The sequence below is a fragment of the Arthrobacter sp. Soil_C_60 genome, from assembly GCF_057656375.1.
In genome coordinates, this window is the sequence record NZ_JBDGKM010000010.1 from 42005 (window position 1) to 60511 (window position 18507).

Here is an 18507-nt window from a genome sequence, read left to right on the forward strand (position 1 = left end):
GCACACCCGGCCGCGGCGGTGTGGCTGTGCACAGGCGGCAGCGGGGCGCGGGACGATTTGGAGCGATTGCCTAAACTGGTTGCATGGCTGGACTGATAAAACGTGAAGACATCGATGAGGTCCGCCAGCGTACAGACATCAAGGAAATTGTTGACGGATACGTCACGCTCAAATCCGCTGGCATCGGTTCGTTCAAGGGCCTCTGCCCGTTCCACGACGAGCGCTCACCCTCGTTCCATGTCCGCCCGCAGGTAGGCAGCTACCACTGCTTCGGTTGCGGAGAGGGTGGCGACGTAATTTCCTTCGTCCAGAAGATGGACCACAGCACGTTCAGCGAGACGGTGGAGAAACTGGCCCACCGGATCAACTTCACCCTGCGTTATGAAGACGGCGGCACCGGGCCGCGCCGCGAAGACGTCGGCAAGCGGCAGCGGCTGCTGGATGCCCACAAGATCGCGGCGGAGTTCTTCCGGGAGCAGCTGCTGACACCTGGCGGTGCCACCGGACGGCAGTTCCTGTCCGGACGCGGCTTCGACCAGGCGGCCGCAGACCATTTCGGCGTGGGGTACGCCCCGCAGGGCTGGGACTCGCTGCTCAAACACCTCACGGGCCGGGGCTTTACCCAGGATGAGCTGAAGCTGACCGGTATGTTCTCCGAGGGCAACAGGGGCATCTACGATCGCTTCCGCGGCCGCCTGATCTGGCCTATCCGGGATATTGCAGGGGATACCGTCGGGTTCGGTGCACGCAAACTCTTCGAGGACGACCAGGGACCGAAGTACCTGAATACGCCGGAAACCACCCTCTACAAGAAATCCCAGGTGCTGTACGGGATCGACCTCGCCAAGCGGGACATTGCCCGGAACCGCCAGCTTGTCGTCGTGGAAGGGTATACGGATGTCATGGCCTGCCACCTGGCCGGCATCGGTACCGCGGTTGCCACCTGCGGTACCGCCTTCGGCACGGACCACATCAAGATCGCCCGGCGGCTGCTTTCCGACGACGGCACGGGCGGTGAGGTGATCTTCACCTTCGATGGTGATGCCGCCGGCCAGAAAGCTGCTCTGCGGGCCTTCGACGAGGACCAGCGATTTATCGCCCAGACCTTTGTGGCGGTGGAACCCAACGGGGCCGATCCCTGCGACTTGAGGCTTAACAGGGGTGAGGCGGCGGTCAGGGATCTGATCGGATCCCGGCGACCGCTGTTCGAATTCGCCATCAAGGCGACCCTGAAGAAGTTCGACCTGAACACGGTTGAAGGCCGCGTCCAGGCGCTGCGGTCGTCGGCACCGGTGGTGGCACAGATCCGCGACTCCGCGATGCGGCCTGCCTACTCCCGTGAACTGGCGGGTTGGCTCGGTATGGAAGTGGACGAGGTGCTGCGTGCTGTCTCAGGCGCAGCCAAGCGCCTGCGGGAGCAGCAACAGGAACCCACCGACGCCGGCAACAGCCAGGCAAGACCGGGCGCGGCGCAGCAGACCCAGCAGGGCGGATCGGGCCAGCAGGGGAAAGCGGGCCAGGACCGGTACCCGGGCCAGCGTGGACGCTCCGGGCAGTTTTCCCAACGTCACCCGGACGGCCGGCAGTATCCGGCAGATCCCTACGAAACCAGGCAACAAGGGGCAGGTTCCGATAATCCTGTGCCCGCTCCCGCCTTCACTCGTCCCGACCCTAGGGATCCGGTGGCGCGCATGGAGCGGGAGGCGCTCGAAGTCGCGCTCCAGCAGCCTGGTCTGCTGGACGCCGGACAATGGCAGAGCTTTACCGAAGTGAGGTTCCGCACTCCCGCCCATGCCTTGGTGCATGATGCGGTGCGGGCTGCCGGGTTTGCCGGGGCTACGCCGTCGCAATGGGTGGAAAGCGTCAGACAGGAAGTTCCCGAGGAACTTCGCTCGCTTGTGTCCGAGTTGGCGGTTACGCCCTTGCCGGCGCACAACGATGATGCGCTGAAGTCGTACTGCAAAGGCATCCTGAACCGGCTGTTCGACCTGCAGATCACCCAGCTTAAAGCCGAAAAAATGGGCCAGCTCCAGCGGATGGACCCGTCGGCGGATCCGGAGCTGTTCCAGCAGCTGAACCGGGAATTGATGGAGCTCGAAATGCAGCGCCGGGCGCTGCGCTCGGAATAGCGAACGTCGATTTGGCATTTCCGGTCAGGTTTACGTAAACTCATTGAGGCCTTGATGGAGCCGCAAAGCTTCCGAAAATGGTGTTCTGAACCGACGTTTTTTACGTTAGGAACTCGAAAAGTTCAGGATTTCACTTCCGGGAAAAAGCCTTGTAAGGTTGTATCTGCCGCTTTCCCCCGTAGCTCAATTGGCAGAGCATTCGACTGTTAATCGAAGGGTTACTGGTTCGAGTCCAGTCGGGGGAGCCACCATAAAGAATCCCCGTCCTGTTACCAGGACGGGGATTCTTTATTGCCCGTTTCCGGCGGCTGCCGGTTCGGGGACTATCAGCCGATTGGTTCTCCTAAGCGCCCGCGCGCACGCTGTTGGTGCCGGCCACATTGGCAAACCAGGAGCCGCTGGCTTTGACCGTCCGCTCGAAGGTTGCGTAGTCCACCCGCACGAGGCCGAAACGCTTGTGATATCCCCAGGCCCACTCGAAGTTGTCCATGAGTGACCAGCCGAAGTAGCCGCGTAGGTCTACTCCCGCGCTGATCGCCTTGTGGCACTGGAACAGATGCGCACGGATGAATTCGAGCCGGTCCGGATCCTCAACGGCACCATTGGTGCCGACTGCATCGTCATAGGCTGCTCCGTTTTCCGTGATGTAGAGCGCCGTGCCTGCTGGGCCGCTGTAGTCCTCCTGCAACCGTGTCAGCAGACGGTACAGACCCTCCGGCTGTACCTCCCAGCCCATCGCCGTCGTCGGCAGCCCCCGCGGAACCACGGAAACCTGGTCGGCTGCCGTATAGGGCGGCGCCAGCGGACGTTCCACGGGCGCGGCATGTGCATTCCCTGCATCCGCCCGGGGATGTCCGGTTACCGCTTCGCCGTGGTAGTAGTTCACTCCCAGTGTGTCGATGCATGCGCTGATTGTGTTCATGTCTCCGGGCAGAATGCGTTCTTCGAGTCCGTATTTGGCGACGTCCGTGAGGAAGTCCGCCGGATAGGCGCCGTGGAACACCGGGTCGAGGAAGGCCCGATTGAACTGGCCGTCGATGCGCCGCGCCGCATCCAGATCCGTTGGGTCACCGGGATCGACAGGATCGACCACCGTGAAGTTGAGTGTGAGGCCGAGCTTGGCCTTGGGCGCCCGTTGCCGGAACTCAGTCACGGCAAGCCCGTGTCCCAGCAGCAAATGGTGCATGGCGGCGAGGGCGTCCGGGCGGGACTGGCGTCCCGGTGCGTGCACCCCGGAACCATAGCCGAGGAACGCCGAGCACCACGGCTCGTTCAGCGTGGTCCACACATCCACGCGGTCGCCGAGCACCTCGTGGACGGCCAGCGCGTACTCGGCGAAGCGGTAGGCGGTATCCCGGTTGGCCCAACCGCCGTCGTCTTCGAGCGCCTGCGGCAGATCCCAGTGATAGAGCGTCAGCCACGGCTTGATCTGCGCAGCATGCAGTTCATCGACGAGGCGGGAGTAGAAGTCGAGGCCGGCGGTATTGGACTTCCGGCCATCGGGCTGGATGCGGGACCAAGAGGTCGAGAACCGGTAGGAGCCCAGATTCAGCGACCGCATCAGTGCGACATCCTCCCGGTAGCGGTGGTAGTGGTCGCAGGCTTCGTCTCCGGTGTGTCCGTCGACGACGGCGCCGGGAAGCCGGCAGAACGTGTCCCAGATCGAATCGCCCCGGCCGTCTTCGCGAGCGGCGCCCTCCACCTGGTAGGCCGCGGTGGCGGCTCCCCAGAGAAAGCCCTTGGGGAAATGCAACACTTCGCTCATATCGGGCTCCGACCTGTGCTGATGGTGTCAATGGCTGGCTGTCAGCATAGTGTTGGAAGTACCGGAGCGTAAGCGTTTACTGTCTCGGAAGCATTGCAATTGCCGAAGATCTTCGCGTTTGAATGTCGTCCTCATGGTTGAGGGGTTGAATTCAGGCAGAATGATAATTTTAGACTGTGGACACTCGAGCACTACCAAACTAGCAATGGAGGCAGAGCCCATGACTCGCGTTGACAACACCAGGACCACTACTGCTGGAAGCAGATCCTCCCTGGTGTCACTGGTCAAAATGGCCGGGAGATTGGTGCCTCGCCAGATCAGCGATGAGCTTTCCCTGGCTGCTGCCGAGCTTAAGGGCAAAGGCGTCAAGGTTGGTGTAGCCGCAGCCCTTCTTGCTGTCGCTCTCGTGTTCGTTGCCTTCATGGTTATTGCCTTGCTCGTGGCCGGGATTATGGGGCTCGGCGAAGTTATGGAGCCTTGGCTGGCGGCTCTGCTCGTGGCCCTGCTGTTCCTCGTCCTGGCCGCCATCGTGGGCCTGATCGGTGCCCTGCGGCTGAAGAAGACCATGCCGCTGCTGCCCGAGCATGCCCTGCGTGGCATCAAGTACGACATTGGCGTGCTGAAGGAGGGCCGCAGCTTCGATCCTGCCACGCTGGATCAGAAGCCGGTGAAGCAGGAAAAGCCGGAGCAGGCTGAGGAAGATAAAACACCCAAGGAGCCCGCTCCTTCCGTCGAAGAACTGCGTAACCGCTCCGGGGAGCGCCGCGAACACCTCGCGCGGATCCGCGATGGACTGGGCGAGAAGCTTGATCCCAAGCCGCAGAGCGAAAGGATCAAGGCCAATGCCAGCGAGGCTGCCGCCAAGGCCCGTGAAGCGGCCGAGACCCGTATGGCGGCGGTCAGGGGATCGGCTTCGGGCTCGCATGCCCACACATCCGCTACGGGAGCCGGTTCCGCGTCAGGTCTTCAGGATGACCTGCAGGACCGCTGGAAGCCGCTGGCTGCACTGGCTGCGTCTCTGACCGCGTTCTTCGTGTTGCTGCGCAAACTGCTGCGTCAGTAACCGACGGCCTTCGGTTGGACCGTACATCGCAGGCTGCATAACTGCATATCAGCGCCCCCGCCGTTCCGGCCGGAGGCGCATCAGCGAAGAGGGGAGGGGTAATGAAGCTGATTGGTGCCGGTGCCCGGGACAACTACGAATACCGGGAACTGCAAACCTTCTGGACGGTACCGAACATCATCACGGTCCTTCGCTTCCTCGCCGTCCCGCTCTTTATCCGGTACATCATGCTGGAGGATTACGCAGCGGCCACCATCGTGCTGGTGATCCTCGGCTCAACGGACTGGATTGACGGCTACCTGGCCCGCCGCTTGAACCAGGTGTCCTCGATAGGAAAATGGCTGGATCCGGTCGCGGACCGCCTGGCGCTGATTATCGTAGCCATCACGTTCGTTGTCGCCGGCATCGCGCCCCTCTGGCTGCTGCTGGCCATCGTCATCCCGGACGGGATCCTGCTGGCGTTCTCGCTCACTCTTTTCCACGGCAATCCAAACCTGCCGGTGACCAACATCGGCAAGATCCGGACGGCCCTGCTGTTGGTCGGAACTCCGCTGCTGCTACTGCATAAGGCCCTCGAACCCGGCGAGGACTGGCTGGCGGCAGTCGCCTACACAATCCTCGTCCTCGGCTGCGTGGGACATCTGCTGGCGTGGTGGGGATATATGCGTGGGGTTTGGCGGAAACACCTTGTCAGGCGGGGGCAACAGCCGGACAATCCCGCCGGCTCCGCTGTCAACGGGCACACGAATGGTTGACGGTCCACCGGCAGGCGGGAAACCTAGTGCACCCGGGACAACGGCAGTCAGGACCACATGGTCTGGCTAGCGATCCTTTGTGCGTTGACAGGCGCATTCTTCCTGGCCCTCGGAACGCAGCGCCAGGCAAGTGCGGTGCAGGCGAGCACCGGCGGGCTTTCGCTTAGTGGCAGCGGACTGCTGCGCCTGCTGCGGACTCCGCGCTGGGTTGTTGGGCTGCTGCTGCTGGGCGTTGGCATGGGCCTGAATGTCTTCGCTCTGGTCAGCGCTCCGCTCACCGTCGTCCAGCCGATCGGTGCCATAGCCCTGGTCATCACAACTATCGTGAATTCGAAGGACCAGGGGATCCGGCTGAACCGGATGACCATCGTGGCGATCACCGCTTGCGTGACGGGCAGCGCCGGTTTCGTGCTGCTGGCGGTCAATGTCACCGGCGAAAGCCACCGGGTCACGGCGGCGGAAGAACTCTCGACGGTGCTGCTGCTCGCCGTCGTTGTTGCGGTTTTCCTCTCGCTGGAACTGATGTTCCGGCACCGGCTCAACGCCTTCGCATATATCGTTGGCGCCGGGATGCTCTTCGGGTTTGTCGCGGTCCTGGTACGCATCATCGGCTTGCACCTGTTCGATCCCAACGGGCGCTTGCTGGCCAACGTGCCGGTTTACAGCATCATCGCGATCATTGCCACTGCGGGCCTGGGAGCGTGGTTTGTCCAGAGCGCGTACTCCAGCGGACCTCCGGACCTGGTGATCGCCGGACTAACCGTCATCGACCCACTTGTGGGTATAGCCATCGGCATTTTCCTGCTGGGGGAGCTGAAACCCGACGTCGAACCCGTCATCGCGATTGCCATGATTGGGGCGGGTTTGGTTGCTATTGTGGGGGTCATTGCCCTTTCAAGACATCATCCGGACGTACTGCAAAAACGAGAAGAAGCACGACGGCGGGCCCAGACCGCCGCAACCAGGAAGCCTTAGGTACGAACAGATCATATGAACAGCATCGCCACAACCGACCAGGGAGTTCTGCGCCAGGTGAGTGAGAACAAGGGACCGAGGCCGCTCAAGATCTTGATCGCTGCCGATACCTATCTGCCGGACGTTAACGGAGCGGCTGTCTTCGGCTTGCGGCTGGCCCAGGCCATGTCCAAGCGAGGGCATGACGTGCATGTGATCGCGGCGCGCCCGGAGCAGGGAATCAGCTATGTGGAGAAGCGCCCTGAGGCGGCCGTGCACCGGCTTCGCTCGCATTCGGTACCCACGCACGAGTTATGGCGCATCTGCTTCCCCTGGGAGATCAAACGGGACATGAAGCGGATCTTCGACGAAGTCCAGCCCGATGTGGTCCACATCCAGTGCCACTACATGATCGGCCAGGCCACGATGGCCGAAGCGGTACGCCGCGGAATCCGGGCCATCGCTACGAACCATTTCATGCCAGAAAACCTCGAGCCGTTCCTGCCGTTCCCGCAGTGGTTCCTTGACATCGTGGCCAAGAATTCCTGGCGCGACATGGGCAAGATCATGGGTAAGGCAGCTGTTGTTACTACTCCAACGCCGTTGGCCGCGAAGGCCATGAAGGAGCACGCCTTCCTGCACAAAGTGCTTCCGCTCTCCAATGGCATTGACTCGGCTCATTACGAACTGGCGCCGGGCGAAGTCGTTGAGAAACCTGACCATCCCACGGTGCTTTTTGCGGGGCGGCTGGCCCAGGAGAAGCACGTGGATGTGCTGATCGAAGCGATCTCACTGACGGACCCTGATCTCAACGTCCACCTGGAAATTGTCGGGGAGGGCGAAGTGCGGCCGATGCTTGACGCCAAGGTGGCCGAGCTCGGTATGGCCGGGCGGGTGAAGTTCCTGGGCCACGTCGACGATGATGAACTGCGGCTGGCGTACCTTCGGGCGACCGTCTTCTGCCAGCCGGGTACGGCGGAGCTGCAGTCGCTGGTCTCGCTGGAGGCCATGTCCGCGAGCAAGCCGGTGGTCCTGGCCAATGCCATGGCCCTGCCGCACTTGGTCGACGACGGCGTAAATGGTTACCTCTTCACCCCGCGGGATCCGGTCGACCTGGCCGCCAAACTGGACCTGGTGCTAAAGCAGTCACCGGAGGACATCCAGGCCATGGGCGAGGCCAGTCACGACAAGGCGGCCAAACACGCCATCGACAAGACCATGGACACCTTCGAGAAGCTGTACCGCGGCGGATCGGTGGACGACTTCTTGCCGAGCTGACGGCGCCGGGCGTCTCAAGGTGCGCGGGGCCGCGCGTAGCCATTAGGATGGCTACGTCGAAACTGCTCGCAGCTGATCGCGAGGCAGTCACGGGGCGGTAGCTCAGCAGGTCAGAGCAGAGGACTCATAATCCTTTGGTCCTGGGTTCAAGTCCCAGTCGCCCTACAGCAAGACGCCAGCGGTGCTGGGCAAGAGGCTCCGGCCGGATCCGATTCGGGATCCGAGCCGGGGCCTTTGTCGTGTCCGACGTTATCCCTGTTCCCAGTTCCCAGTTGCCGAGGATGCCCCTTGTTGCTGAACGGGTTCCACCGCACCAAGGTTGCCCCGCGTCTGACGAATAGGTTATGTTACTGGCGAGTAACATAATGACCGGGATGTGTTGTTGCATCCTGAATCCGTCAGCAAAGGATGCACCCATGGGCCAGACTGCCGTTGATCCGAACAAACTCCCTTATGCCAATGGGGACTTCTATGCCTTCGAGGAAGTTCTCTCCGCCCCGGAGCGTGCTCGGCTGCATGAAGTCCGGGACTGGCTGGCAAAGGAAGTCCGGCCGATCGCAGTGGACTATTGGAACCGGGGAGAGTTCCCCATGGAAATCATCCCGAAACTGGCCGAGCTCGACGTCGTCAGCCCTGTCCGCAGGCAGGGATATTCGAACTTGCTGGCCGGGCTGCTGCATGCGGAATTCACTCGTGCGGATACCTCCATCGCCACCTTCATGGGAGTCCATGACGGGCTGTTCACCGGGTCCGTCGAGGCTCTGGCCTCGCAGGAACAGCAGGATGCGTGGCTGCCCGACATCTATTCCTTGAAGAAGATCGGGGCTTTCGGGCTGACCGAACCGCTCGGTGGTTCGGACGTTGCCGGCGGCACGCGCACCACCGCCATCCGGGACGGGGGAAGCTGGATCCTCAACGGCGCCAAGCGCTGGATCGGCAATGCCACGTTCGCCGACTGGGTGGTGATCTATGCCCGGGATGTGGCGGACAACCAGGTCAAGGGATTCCTGGTGGACACCACGCTGAAGGGCTACCAAGCCACGAAGATCGAGAACAAGATCAGCTTGCGCACGGTGCAGAACGCGGACATTATTCTCGACAACGTGGTGGTGCCCGATGAATTCCACCTGAAGGGCGCCAACAGCTTCAAGGACACCAACAAGGTGCTGAAGGTGACCCGGCTGGCTGTGGCGTGGCAGGCGGTTGGGCAGCAAATGGCCGCCTTCGACGTTGCACGCCGCTATGCGGTCGAGCGGCACCAGTTCGGCAAACCGCTGGCCTCCTTCCAATTGGTGCAGGAACAGCTCGTCCAGATTCTGGGCAACACGGTGGCGTCCATGGGCATGATGGTGCGCCTGGCCCAGTTGGAGGATGCGGGGGCCGCGAAGGACGAACAGTCTGCACTTGCGAAGGCGTTCACTACGGCCCGCATGCGCGAGTCTGTGGCGCTGGGCCGCGGCATCCTCGGCGGCAACGGCATTGTCACCGACTACGAAATGGCCAAGATCTTCGCTGATGCCGAGGCTATCTACTCCTACGAGGGAACCCAGGAGATCAACTCGCTGGTTACCGGTCGGGCCATCACGGGCATCGCCGCCTTCGTTTAGTCGCCTTCTCCGTAGGCGTACAGCTTCATTCCATGGGCCGGGGGAGCAGGACCGAGGGCCGCATGTCCATAACGAACTGCAGCGGGTTGATGTATTCCTCCCCCTGCCGCACACCCCAGTGCAGGCAGCCGGGCGGGCAGTGCGATGCCCCGTCCACGGTCCCCAGCTCGGCGCCCTTGTCCACCGGATCGCCCTTCTTCAATTCGCTGGAGACAGGTTCAAAGCTGCTGCGCAGTCCGTTGCCGTGGTCGATGGTGATGACGGGGCGGTCCACAACCCAGCCGACGAAGCTGACAGTACCGTCCTGCGGAGCGAGTACCGAAGCGCCGTCGTGCGTCTTCAGGTCAACCCCTCGGTGCCCGCGCGACCAGGGCTCCGGCGGGGGATCAAATCCCGCCAGTACGGCAGGCTTCGGATCCGTCGGCCAGTTCCATATCGGGGCGTAGCTTCCGGCCGTGCCCGTGGTGGGCGATGTGCCGGGCGATGGGACGTTGGCTGCAGTCAGCAGGAGAACGACGGCGGCTGCCCACGCCAGCCGAAGAATGTGCGAGAAGGGCAGCTGGGTCCTTCGGGAGGACTGTTCATGGGTGCCGGGCATTTCCATAGGGTCGATGCTGCGCGTTGTGATGCAGCGGCGCGAGGGTCCCGGCGCCGGATGTGCGCACAGCCGCCGCGTGCGGCAGTTGTGCAGGAAGGGTGGAACGGCCGGCCGAAGTACGCAGGTTTCGGGGGAGGAAGAGCGGCGAAGTGCGAGCCCCGACGTGTAGTACACTAGGCAAAGCAGTTTTCTGCCTCCATGAGTCATGTCTTGGTCCCGTTTATCCATTTGGAATTTACGACCGGGATACATGGTGGGGGAACTGACTACGCGTTTCCGTTTCCCGCCGCAGAGTCTTCTACGGCAGGGGTATGTCCAGGCGGTCCGGTAAAGCCGGTCCGGACTTACGTCCCGTTCGCGAACAGGACTGACGGAAGCCAGGAGCTTCGCCCGAACCCGGGCGCCGAGCTAATAACCGTCTATTGGCAGAATCTACCCGCGCTGAAGCCGGGAATCCTGCCGGAAGGAGTGACGACATGCCAGTCGTTACCATGCGCCAGCTGCTCGACAGCGGCGTTCACTTTGGTCACCAGACCCGTCGTTGGAACCCGAAGATGAAGCGCTTCATCTTCACCGAGCGCAACGGCATCTACATCATTGACTTGCAGCAGTCGCTGTCCTACATCGACCGCGCCTACGAGTTCGTCAAGGCCACTGTCGCCCACGGCGGCACCGTGCTCTTCGTCGGTACCAAGAAGCAGGCTCAGGAAGCAATCGCCGAGCAGGCCACCCGTGTTGGCCAGCCGTACGTGAACCAGCGCTGGCTCGGCGGTATGCTGACCAACTTCCAGACCGTTTCCCGCCGGATCCAGCGTCTGAAGGAACTCGAAGAGATCAACTTCGAGGATGTTGCCAGCTCCGGCCGCACCAAGAAGGAACTCCTGCTGCTGCAGCGCGAGAAGAACAAGCTGGAAACCACCCTCGGCGGTATCCGCAACCTGACCAAGGCTCCGTCCGTGGTCTGGATCGTGGACACCAAGAAGGAGCACCTCGCTGTTGACGAGGCGCAGAAGCTGAACATCCCGGTTGTTGCCATCCTCGACACCAACTGCGATCCGGACGAGGTCGACTTCCCGATTCCGGGCAACGACGACGCCATCCGCTCCGTCAACCTGCTGACCCGCGTTGTCGCCGACGCCGTTGCCGAGGGCCTGATCGCCCGCCAGAACAAGGCTGCCGGCAACACCGAGGCACCCGTCGAGCCGATGGCCGAGTGGGAGCGCGAGCTGCTCGAAGGTAACTCCGAGGCTCCGGCCGCTGAAGCCAAGACCGAAGAGGCACCCGCCGCCGAGGCCCCGGCCGAAGAGGCTCCTGCCGCGGAAGCTGCGCCGGCCGAGGCTGCTGAAGCTCCGGCTGCAGAGACCGACAAGTAAATCTGATCTTCAGCCGCAGGTGACCTAGCCACCTGCGGAGGATGTCTGCTGGTGCGGCCGGCCGAGTTTCGGCCGGCCGCACTGGCGGAATACGCAACTACTTATTACGGAGGGACTGGAGTCCAAATGGCGAATTACACCGCTGCTGATATTAAGGCTCTGCGCGAGCGCACCGGCGCTGGCATGATGGATGTCAAGAAGGCTCTCGACGAGGCCAACGGCGACGCCGACAAGGCCATGGAGCTCATCCGCATCAAGGGCCTGAAGGGCGCTACCAAGCGTGAAGGCCGCTCCACCGCCGAGGGCCTGGTTGCCGCCAAGGTCATCGACGGAACCGTCGGTGTCATGGTCGAAGTCAACTGCGAAACCGACTTCGTTGCCAAGTCCGCCAAGTTCATCGAACTGGCCGATAAGGTTCTCTCGGTTGCCGTCGAGTCCGGCGCTGCCGAACTGGACGCACTGCTGGCCACCGACGTCGAGGGCAAGCCGCTGAGCGAGGTTGTCGTCGAAGAGGGCGCAATCCTCGGCGAGAAGATTGTTGTCCGCCGTCTGGCACGCCTCGAAGGCAAGACCGTTGACGCCTACCTCCACAAGACGTCCAAGGACCTGCCCGCCCAGGTTGGCGTGCTGTTCGCTGTTGACGCCGTGGGTGAGGCTGCTGTCGAGGCCGCGCACGACGTGGCCGTGCACATTGCTGCCTTCTCGCCGACCTACCTGGTCCGCGAAGAAGTTCCGGCCGAGACGGTCGAGAACGAGCGCCGGATCGCCGACGAGACCGCTCGCGCCGAGAACAAGCCTGAGGCTGCGCTGCCGAAGATCGTTGAAGGCCGCCTTAACGGCTTCTTCAAGGAGATCGTGCTGCTTGACCAGCCGTTCGCCAAGGACCCGAAGGTCAATGTTGGCAAGGTCCTCGAGCAGGCCGGTGCGAACGCATCCGGTTTCGCCCGGTTCCGCGTAGGCGCCTGATAGCATCGCGCTTAGCAAATAATGGCATGCGCCGTCCGCGGCGCAGCACCGTGTAGCGAGGAGGGGGTGGTCACCCACAGGTGGCCGCCCCTTTTTCCTGCCCAGAATCACAGACTTTAGTCCAGTTCAGTCCCTACAGGTCCTTTTTCCCAGGACCGACAGCACGCCCGGGAGGCACGATGGAACCCCAGCACGCAACCGAAACCCATTCCGCCGAGGTGGAGCCCAAGCGGCGCCGCGTTCTGCTCAAGCTCTCCGGCGAAGTTTTCGGCGGGGGCAAACTCGGCGTCGATCCGGACACCGTCCGCGGAATCGCCAAGCAGATCGCGGCAACTGTGGGACAGGTCGAGGTTGCGATCGTGGTCGGCGGCGGTAACTTCTTCCGGGGCGCGGAGCTCTCGCAGTCCGGGATGGACCGCTCCCGCGCCGATTACATGGGGATGCTGGGCACCGTCATGAACTGCCTCGCGCTGCAAGACTTCCTCGAACAGGCCGGCGTGGACACCCGTGTCCAAAGCGCCATCACCATGGGCCAGGTTGCCGAGGCGTATATTCCCCGCCGCGCCATCCGCCACATGGAAAAGGGCCGCGTGGTCATCTTTGGCGCCGGCGCCGGCCTGCCGTATTTCTCCACTGACACCGTTGCTGCCCAGCGTGCGCTGGAAGTCCATGCCGACGTCGTACTCATGGCCAAGAACGGGGTAGACGGGGTTTACACGGCGGACCCGAAGAAGGATCCGGCGGCCGAAAAGCTGGACAGCCTCACTTACGACGACGCGATGCGCCGCAATATCCGTGTCATGGACCAGACGGCCTTCAGCCTGTGCAAGGACAACAAGCTGGCCATGGTGGTCTTCGGGATGGAAGGCGAGGGCAATGTCAGCCGCGCCATCCTGGGCGAGAAGATCGGGACCTTCGTGTCCGCCTAAGCGCACCCGCGCACAACCCGGAGCGCCTGCCCGTCAGCGGTTCCGGATAGCCTAGGATGGATAACAGAGTCCTTGCCGCCATGAAGGCGGACATAATTGTCTAAGGAGACGCCGTGATCGAAGAAACAATGCTAGAGGCTGCCGAGAAGATGGATAAGGCGGTGGAAGTGGCGAAGGAAGACTTCGCTACGATCCGTACCGGCCGCGCGAACCCGGCATTGTTTTCGAAGGTCACCGTCAACTACTACGGTTCTCCGACCCCGCTGCAGCAGCTGGCTTCGTTCCAGAACCCGGAGGCACGCACCCTGCTCATCACGCCGTTCGACAAGTCGGCGCTGAACGACATTGAGAAGGCCCTGCGGGATTCGGACGTCGGCGCCAACCCGGCCAATGACGGCAACGTCATCCGCGTGGTGCTGCCGGAGCTGACCCAGGAACGCCGCAAGGAATACGTCAAGATTGTCCGGGGCAAGGCCGAGGACGCGAAGGTCTCCATCCGCAATATCCGCCGCAAGGCGATGGACAACATCGCCAAGCAGGTCAAGGACGGCGACATCGGTGAAGATGAGGGAGCGCGGGCCGAAAAGGAACTGGACGCCCGGACCAAGGCCCACACGGACAACGTGGATGAGCTGCTCAAGCGCAAAGAAGCTGAGCTGCTCGAAGTCTGATGGGTACCGACCAGCCTTCCACCCAGGCTGGCGGTTCGCCGGCACCTGAGGCTGGTTCCGGGTCTCAGAAGGCCGGACCAGGACGACGGGCGCTGCGGGCCGCGGCCACGCCTTCACGGGCAGGGCGCAACCTTCCCGCCGCCATCATCGTCGGCCTGGCGCTCCTCGTGGCGGTCCTGGTGGGGCTCTTCTTCCTGCCTGACGCGTTTGTGGTGCTGGTATCGGTTTTCGCGCTGATCGGGGTTTGGGAAGTTTCCCGTGCACTGACGGTCAAGGGCATCTTCGTGCCGCAGGTGCCGCTGTATGCCGGCGCCTTCGCCATGCCGCTCGCCGCCTACTACGGTGGCCCGGAAGCGCTGGCATTCGCGCTGGTGGCGACGGCAGTTGCGGTCATGGTCTACAAATGCCTGGACCGGGCACAGGATGCCGTGCGCAGCATCATGAGCGGAGTGTTCGTCCTCTGCTGGGTACCGCTGTTCATCAGTTTTGCTGTGCTGCTGCTGGACGAGGACAACGGCGCGTTGAAAGTGATGACCATGCTCTTGCTGGTTGTCTCCAACGACACCTTCGGTTATCTGGTGGGAGTACTGTTCGGCAAGCATCCGATGGCTCCGAAGATCAGCCCGAAGAAATCCTGGGAGGGTTTCGCCGGATCGGTGGGCGGCGCCGTCGTTGTTGGGATTCTCTGCTCGGTGTTCATCCTTGACCTGCAGTGGTGGTTCGGGCTGGTGCTGGCTATTGCCACCGTCGCCGCATCCAGCGCAGGAGATCTGGCCGAATCCATGGTCAAACGCGAGCTTGGCATCAAGGACATGAGCAACATCTTGCCCGGCCACGGCGGCGTCATGGACCGGCTCGACTCGATCGTTTTCGCCGCGCCGGTGGCCTATGTGCTCGCCGTGCTGCTGGCTCCCGGGGCGATCTAAGCGGGCATCCGCATAAATAATTCAAGAACGCGTTCCGGCGGGCACGCCGGGCACAGGTATTGGGGAGTTTGGCACAGCAGATGTCACTACTGAAGAGGGAAGCATCGACGACGATGGTGCGACAAAAGAATGAGGCTGGCCGAGGCAGTGCACCCTTCGAGCGCGTGGGGCGCCGCGAGCACGGCTACAACGTCCGCCAGGTGGACCAGTTCCTGGCCCGCGCCCGGGAGTACTACAACGCCAACGACCCGGACAGCGGGCAGATCACCAGCCGCGACGTGCGCGCGATGACTTTTGAACCTGCTCGCGGCGGTTATGACCCGCGCGCGGTCGACTCCGCGTTGGACCGTCTGGAGGATGTCTTCGCCCAGCGTGAGCGCGACGCGTTGATCGCCGCCGAGGGAGAGCAGGCCTGGCTGGCCCAGATCGGCCGCGTTTCGGCCGTGCTCCGCGCCCGGCTCCACCGCGAGCCCGGGGACCGATTCCGCCGTCCAGCCAAGCGCAACGCCACCAGTTACAACGTGCAGGACGTGGACGCGCTGTGCTCCGAACTGCTTGCCTACTTTGAAAACGACCAGCCGCTGAGCGTCGATATTGTCCGCCGTTCGGTGTTCCGCGAGGCCAAGGGCCCGGACGGCTACGAGGAAACCCAGGTGGATGCGTTCCTGGACCGTGTTGTCGAACTCATGGCCGCTATCGACTGATTAGCGACCGGCGTTCGTTAAGGTCCAGTGGGCGTTAACGTCCCACGGAGCGCGGCGCCGTGTGGTGGTGTTCGGGCGAGTGCAGCCGCGCCATCACCCGTGCCACGGTCAGGGGCCGGCGCGATGCCGTCAGCTTCGACACGGCAATGGTGACCATGAACGCCACCGGCACGCTCCAGGCCGCCGGCTGGGCGAGCAGTTCCTCGAACCGGCCCAACGCACTCCCGGCGAACGCGGCGAGCATGACCGCAGCCCCGCACAGCACCGCCCCGGTGACCATGCCGGCGATGGCTCCGGCGTCGGTCAGCCCGCGCCACCAGATGCCCAGCAGCAGCAACGGACAGATAGTGGAAGCGGTGAAGGCGAACACCGTGCCCACACTTCCGGCCAGCGCCAGCGAGTCCGTGGCCAGCGCTACCCCCAACGGCACGACGGCGGAGAGTGCGGCGGCCCAGCGGAAACCGCGGACGCTGCCCCGGAACAGGTCCTGGCTGACCACGCCGGCCAGCGACACCACCAGGCCCGACGTGGTGGACAGGAACGCGGCAAATGCGCCGGCAATGACCAGGGCCGAGAGCAGGTCCCCGGCGGCGCCGTCGAAAATCCGGGCCGGCAGCAGCAGGACCGTCGCATCCGCCTGGCTGCCGGTGGCCAGATCCGGCGTGTAGATCCGGCCAAGCACGCCGTACAGCGTGGGGAAAATGTAGAACAGCGAGAGCAGCCCCAGCACAATGACCGTGGTGCGCCGGGCGGTGGGGCCGTCGGGGTTGGTGTAAAAACGCACCAGCACATGCGGCAGGCCCAGCGTGCCGAACAGCAGCGCGGTGATCAGCGAAATGTTGCGGTACAGCGACGCCTCGTCGGAGACATCGAGGTCGCTGTGGAAGACCGCGCCGCCGTCGGTAATCGGTTGCGAAGTGCCCCCGAGGGCCAGCAGCACAAAGATCACCGGCACGGCCAGCGCGGTTAGTTTCAACCAGTACTGGAAGGCCTGCACAAAGGTGATCGAGCGCATCCCGCCGGTCACCACCGAAAGCACCACCACAACAACGACGGCGGCGGCGCCCACCCAGCCGGGCAGGCCGGTAGTGATCCGCACGGTCAGCGCGGCGCCGTGGAGCTGCGGGACGATGTAGAGCCAGCCGACGATGACCACCAGCAGGCTGGTGACGGTGCGGGCCGGGTGCGAATCCAGCCGGGCGGCGGCAAAATCCGGAATGGTGTAGGCCCCTGACCGGCGCAGCGGGGCCGCGACAAAGAGCAGCAGCATCAGGTAGCCGGCGGTGTAGCCGATGGGGAACCACAGCGCATCGATGCCGGAGACCAGGATCAGCCCGGCCACGCCCAGGAAACTGGCAGCCGAGAGGTATTCGCCGCCGATCGCCGAGGCGTTCCACCACGGCCGCACCGTGCGCGAGGCAACGTAGAAGTCCCCGGTGGTGCGAGAGATCCGCAGCCCGTAGACGCCGATGAGCACGGTTGCCGCGCAGACCGCGGCCAGCGCGGCAAGACCGACCGCCGGGTTCATTCAGCCCCTCCCGGCGAGCCCGGCCAACCCGGGCGGGCAAGGCGGTCATCGTCCACCAGTTGGCGGAAACGGCGCTCGTTCCTGGCCGCGGCGCGGTTGTAGAGCGCTGCGCTGACCAGGATGACCGGGTAGATGCCCACGCCCAGCAGCAGCCAGGGCAGCGGGACGGTGAACAGCGTGATGTCGTTGATGCGCGGAAAGAGGACCATCAGCACCGGCACTCCGGCCAGGATCACGCCGAATCCGCCGGCGACCACCAGCGCCAGCCGCAGCTGGGAGCGGATCAGCGACCGGATGAAGATTTCGCCGACCTCGGACTGCTCAGCCAGCTCGCGCGAAACGCTGTAGCGGCCCGGCACCAGCGGTGCTTTGGACCGCGGCGCGGTCACCCGCACGCGCTCGGGACGGTCCGCGTGCGGTTCACGGACGCCTTCCAGCGGTGCGGACCGGTCCGGTTGATCCTTGGGCCGCTCGGGCTGTCCGGTCATCCGCGCGGCCTGACCCGGTTGGCTTCGAGCTTGTCCCTCACGGCCGGCAGATGCCGCCGGCTTACCGGCAGTTCGGCGCCGTTGATCAGCACGGATGCCTTGCCGGCCGTGAGGCGCACCTGCTGTACCTGGTTCATGGCCACCAGATACGAGCGGTGGATGCGCAGGTAGCCAGCGTCCTCCCACTGCTGCTCGAGATCGTTCAGCGGAACCCGGATGAGGTAGCTGGCTTCGGCCGTGTGCAGCCGGGCATAGTCGCCCTGGGCCTGTACGTACTTGATCTCGTCACGCCTGATCATCTTTGTGATGCCGCCCTGGTCCACCGTAATGACCTCGGGTTTCGTGTCGCCGTCTTCGATCAGCTCGCAGATCCGGCGCACGGACTCGGCCAGCCGCTCCGGCCGGACCGGCTTGAGCAGGTAGTCCACCGCGGCCAGTTCGAACGCCTGCAGCGCCTGGTCCTCGTCGGCGGTCACAAATACGACGGCGGGCGGCCGGCTGAAGCGCGAAATGACACGGGCAATGTCCAGCCCGGAAAGCGCCGGCATGTGGATGTCCAGGAACAGCGCGTCAACATCGTGGTTTTCCAGCGCCCGCAATGCCTCGGCACCGCTCATGGCCTTGTAGATGTTTTCTATCCTCGGATCGCGGGATAGCAGGTAGGCAAGGGCCTCGACGGCAGGGAATTCATCATCCGCGATGACAACGTTGACCATGCATGACAGTCTATTGCGTCACGCACTCATGCCCCGCTTGCACGGCGCCGCCCGGAC

At 63.6% G+C, this 18507-nt stretch carries 17 protein-coding genes and 2 tRNA genes; 14 read left to right on the plus strand and 5 right to left on the minus strand.

Annotated elements, in window-relative coordinates; translation table 11 throughout:
* Positions 1–83: 83 nt before the first annotated feature.
* Entirely contained in the window at positions 84–2129 is a 2046-nt protein-coding gene (gene dnaG / locus AC3A4M_RS17980; protein WP_498737433.1) for a DNA primase, read from the plus strand.
* 172 nt (positions 2130–2301) lie between these two features.
* Positions 2302–2377: transfer RNA gene (locus tag AC3A4M_RS17985), tRNA-Asn, on the plus strand.
* Between the two features lie 95 nt (positions 2378–2472).
* Here AC3A4M_RS17985 and AC3A4M_RS17990 read toward each other — a convergent pair.
* Positions 2473–3894 carry a GH1 family beta-glucosidase gene (locus AC3A4M_RS17990; RefSeq protein ID WP_498737435.1) on the minus strand — a complete coding sequence of 474 codons (1422 nt, stop codon included), beginning with the start codon at positions 3892–3894 and terminating at the stop codon, positions 2473–2475.
* Between the two features lie 220 nt (positions 3895–4114).
* On the opposite strand from AC3A4M_RS17990, the gene AC3A4M_RS17995 reads away from it, so the two are divergent.
* The 6 genes from AC3A4M_RS17995 (at position 4115) to AC3A4M_RS18020 (ending at position 9551) form a co-directional block, all read left to right on the plus strand.
* A complete protein-coding gene (locus AC3A4M_RS17995) occupies positions 4115–4957 on the plus strand; it encodes a phage holin family protein (protein WP_498737437.1) in 843 nt (280 codons plus the stop codon).
* Between the two features lie 101 nt (positions 4958–5058).
* A complete protein-coding gene (locus AC3A4M_RS18000; RefSeq protein WP_498737438.1) occupies positions 5059–5712 on the plus strand; it encodes a CDP-alcohol phosphatidyltransferase family protein in 654 nt (217 codons plus the stop codon).
* 57 nt (positions 5713–5769) lie between these two features.
* Positions 5770–6687, plus strand: a complete 918-nt coding sequence (locus AC3A4M_RS18005) for a DMT family transporter (protein ID WP_498737440.1) — start codon at positions 5770–5772, stop codon at positions 6685–6687.
* 57 nt (positions 6688–6744) lie between these two features.
* Positions 6745–7944, plus strand: a complete 1200-nt coding sequence (locus tag AC3A4M_RS18010; RefSeq protein WP_498737441.1) for a glycosyltransferase — start codon at positions 6745–6747, stop codon at positions 7942–7944.
* A gap of 91 nt (positions 7945–8035) precedes the next feature.
* Positions 8036–8109 (plus strand) — tRNA-Ile (locus AC3A4M_RS18015).
* Positions 8110–8360: 251 nt separating this feature from the next.
* On the plus strand, positions 8361–9551 hold the full coding sequence (locus tag AC3A4M_RS18020; RefSeq protein WP_498737442.1) for an acyl-CoA dehydrogenase family protein: 1191 nt from the start codon (positions 8361–8363) through the stop codon (positions 9549–9551).
* Positions 9552–9576: 25 nt separating this feature from the next.
* On the opposite strand, the gene AC3A4M_RS18025 is transcribed toward AC3A4M_RS18020, so the two are convergent.
* Entirely contained in the window at positions 9577–10149 is a 573-nt protein-coding gene (locus AC3A4M_RS18025; protein WP_498737444.1) for a M23 family metallopeptidase, read from the minus strand.
* A gap of 476 nt (positions 10150–10625) precedes the next feature.
* Between AC3A4M_RS18025 and rpsB the strand changes: the two genes are divergently transcribed.
* The 6 genes from rpsB (at position 10626) to AC3A4M_RS18055 (ending at position 15718) form a co-directional block, all read left to right on the plus strand.
* Positions 10626–11522 (plus strand): 30S ribosomal protein S2, encoded by an 897-nt coding sequence (gene rpsB / locus AC3A4M_RS18030; RefSeq protein ID WP_498728605.1) that lies wholly within the window; start codon positions 10626–10628, stop codon positions 11520–11522.
* Positions 11523–11648: 126 nt separating this feature from the next.
* Positions 11649–12488 carry a translation elongation factor Ts gene (gene tsf / locus AC3A4M_RS18035; protein ID WP_498728604.1) on the plus strand — a complete coding sequence of 280 codons (840 nt, stop codon included), beginning with the start codon at positions 11649–11651 and terminating at the stop codon, positions 12486–12488.
* Between the two features lie 179 nt (positions 12489–12667).
* Positions 12668–13417 carry a UMP kinase gene (pyrH, locus tag AC3A4M_RS18040; RefSeq protein ID WP_498728603.1) on the plus strand — a complete coding sequence of 250 codons (750 nt, stop codon included), beginning with the start codon at positions 12668–12670 and terminating at the stop codon, positions 13415–13417.
* 113 nt (positions 13418–13530) lie between these two features.
* Positions 13531–14088, plus strand: coding sequence for a ribosome recycling factor (gene frr / locus AC3A4M_RS18045; protein ID WP_074702753.1), 558 nt, complete (start codon positions 13531–13533; stop codon positions 14086–14088).
* A complete protein-coding gene (locus tag AC3A4M_RS18050) occupies positions 14088–15014 on the plus strand; it encodes a phosphatidate cytidylyltransferase (protein ID WP_498737446.1) in 927 nt (308 codons plus the stop codon). The genes frr and AC3A4M_RS18050 overlap by 1 nt, the downstream gene beginning before the upstream one ends.
* Before the next feature lie 113 nt (positions 15015–15127).
* A complete protein-coding gene (locus tag AC3A4M_RS18055; protein WP_498737609.1) occupies positions 15128–15718 on the plus strand; it encodes a DivIVA domain-containing protein in 591 nt (196 codons plus the stop codon).
* Positions 15719–15752: 34 nt separating this feature from the next.
* Here AC3A4M_RS18055 and AC3A4M_RS18060 read toward each other — a convergent pair whose 3' ends face one another.
* The 3 genes from AC3A4M_RS18060 to AC3A4M_RS18070 are packed head-to-tail and all read right to left on the minus strand — an operon-like array spanning position 15753 to position 18450.
* On the minus strand, positions 15753–17246 hold the full coding sequence (locus AC3A4M_RS18060; protein WP_498737447.1) for a sodium/solute symporter: 1494 nt from the start codon (positions 17244–17246) through the stop codon (positions 15753–15755).
* Positions 17243–17734: a hypothetical protein gene (locus AC3A4M_RS18065; RefSeq protein ID WP_498737448.1), complete on the minus strand. Its 492-nt coding sequence runs from the start codon at positions 17732–17734 to the stop codon at positions 17243–17245. The genes AC3A4M_RS18060 and AC3A4M_RS18065 overlap by 4 nt, the downstream gene beginning before the upstream one ends.
* Positions 17731–18450: a LytR/AlgR family response regulator transcription factor gene (locus AC3A4M_RS18070; protein WP_498728599.1), complete on the minus strand. Its 720-nt coding sequence runs from the start codon at positions 18448–18450 to the stop codon at positions 17731–17733. Before AC3A4M_RS18070 ends, AC3A4M_RS18065 begins: the two co-directional genes overlap by 4 nt.
* Between the last annotated feature and the right edge of the window lie 57 nt (positions 18451–18507).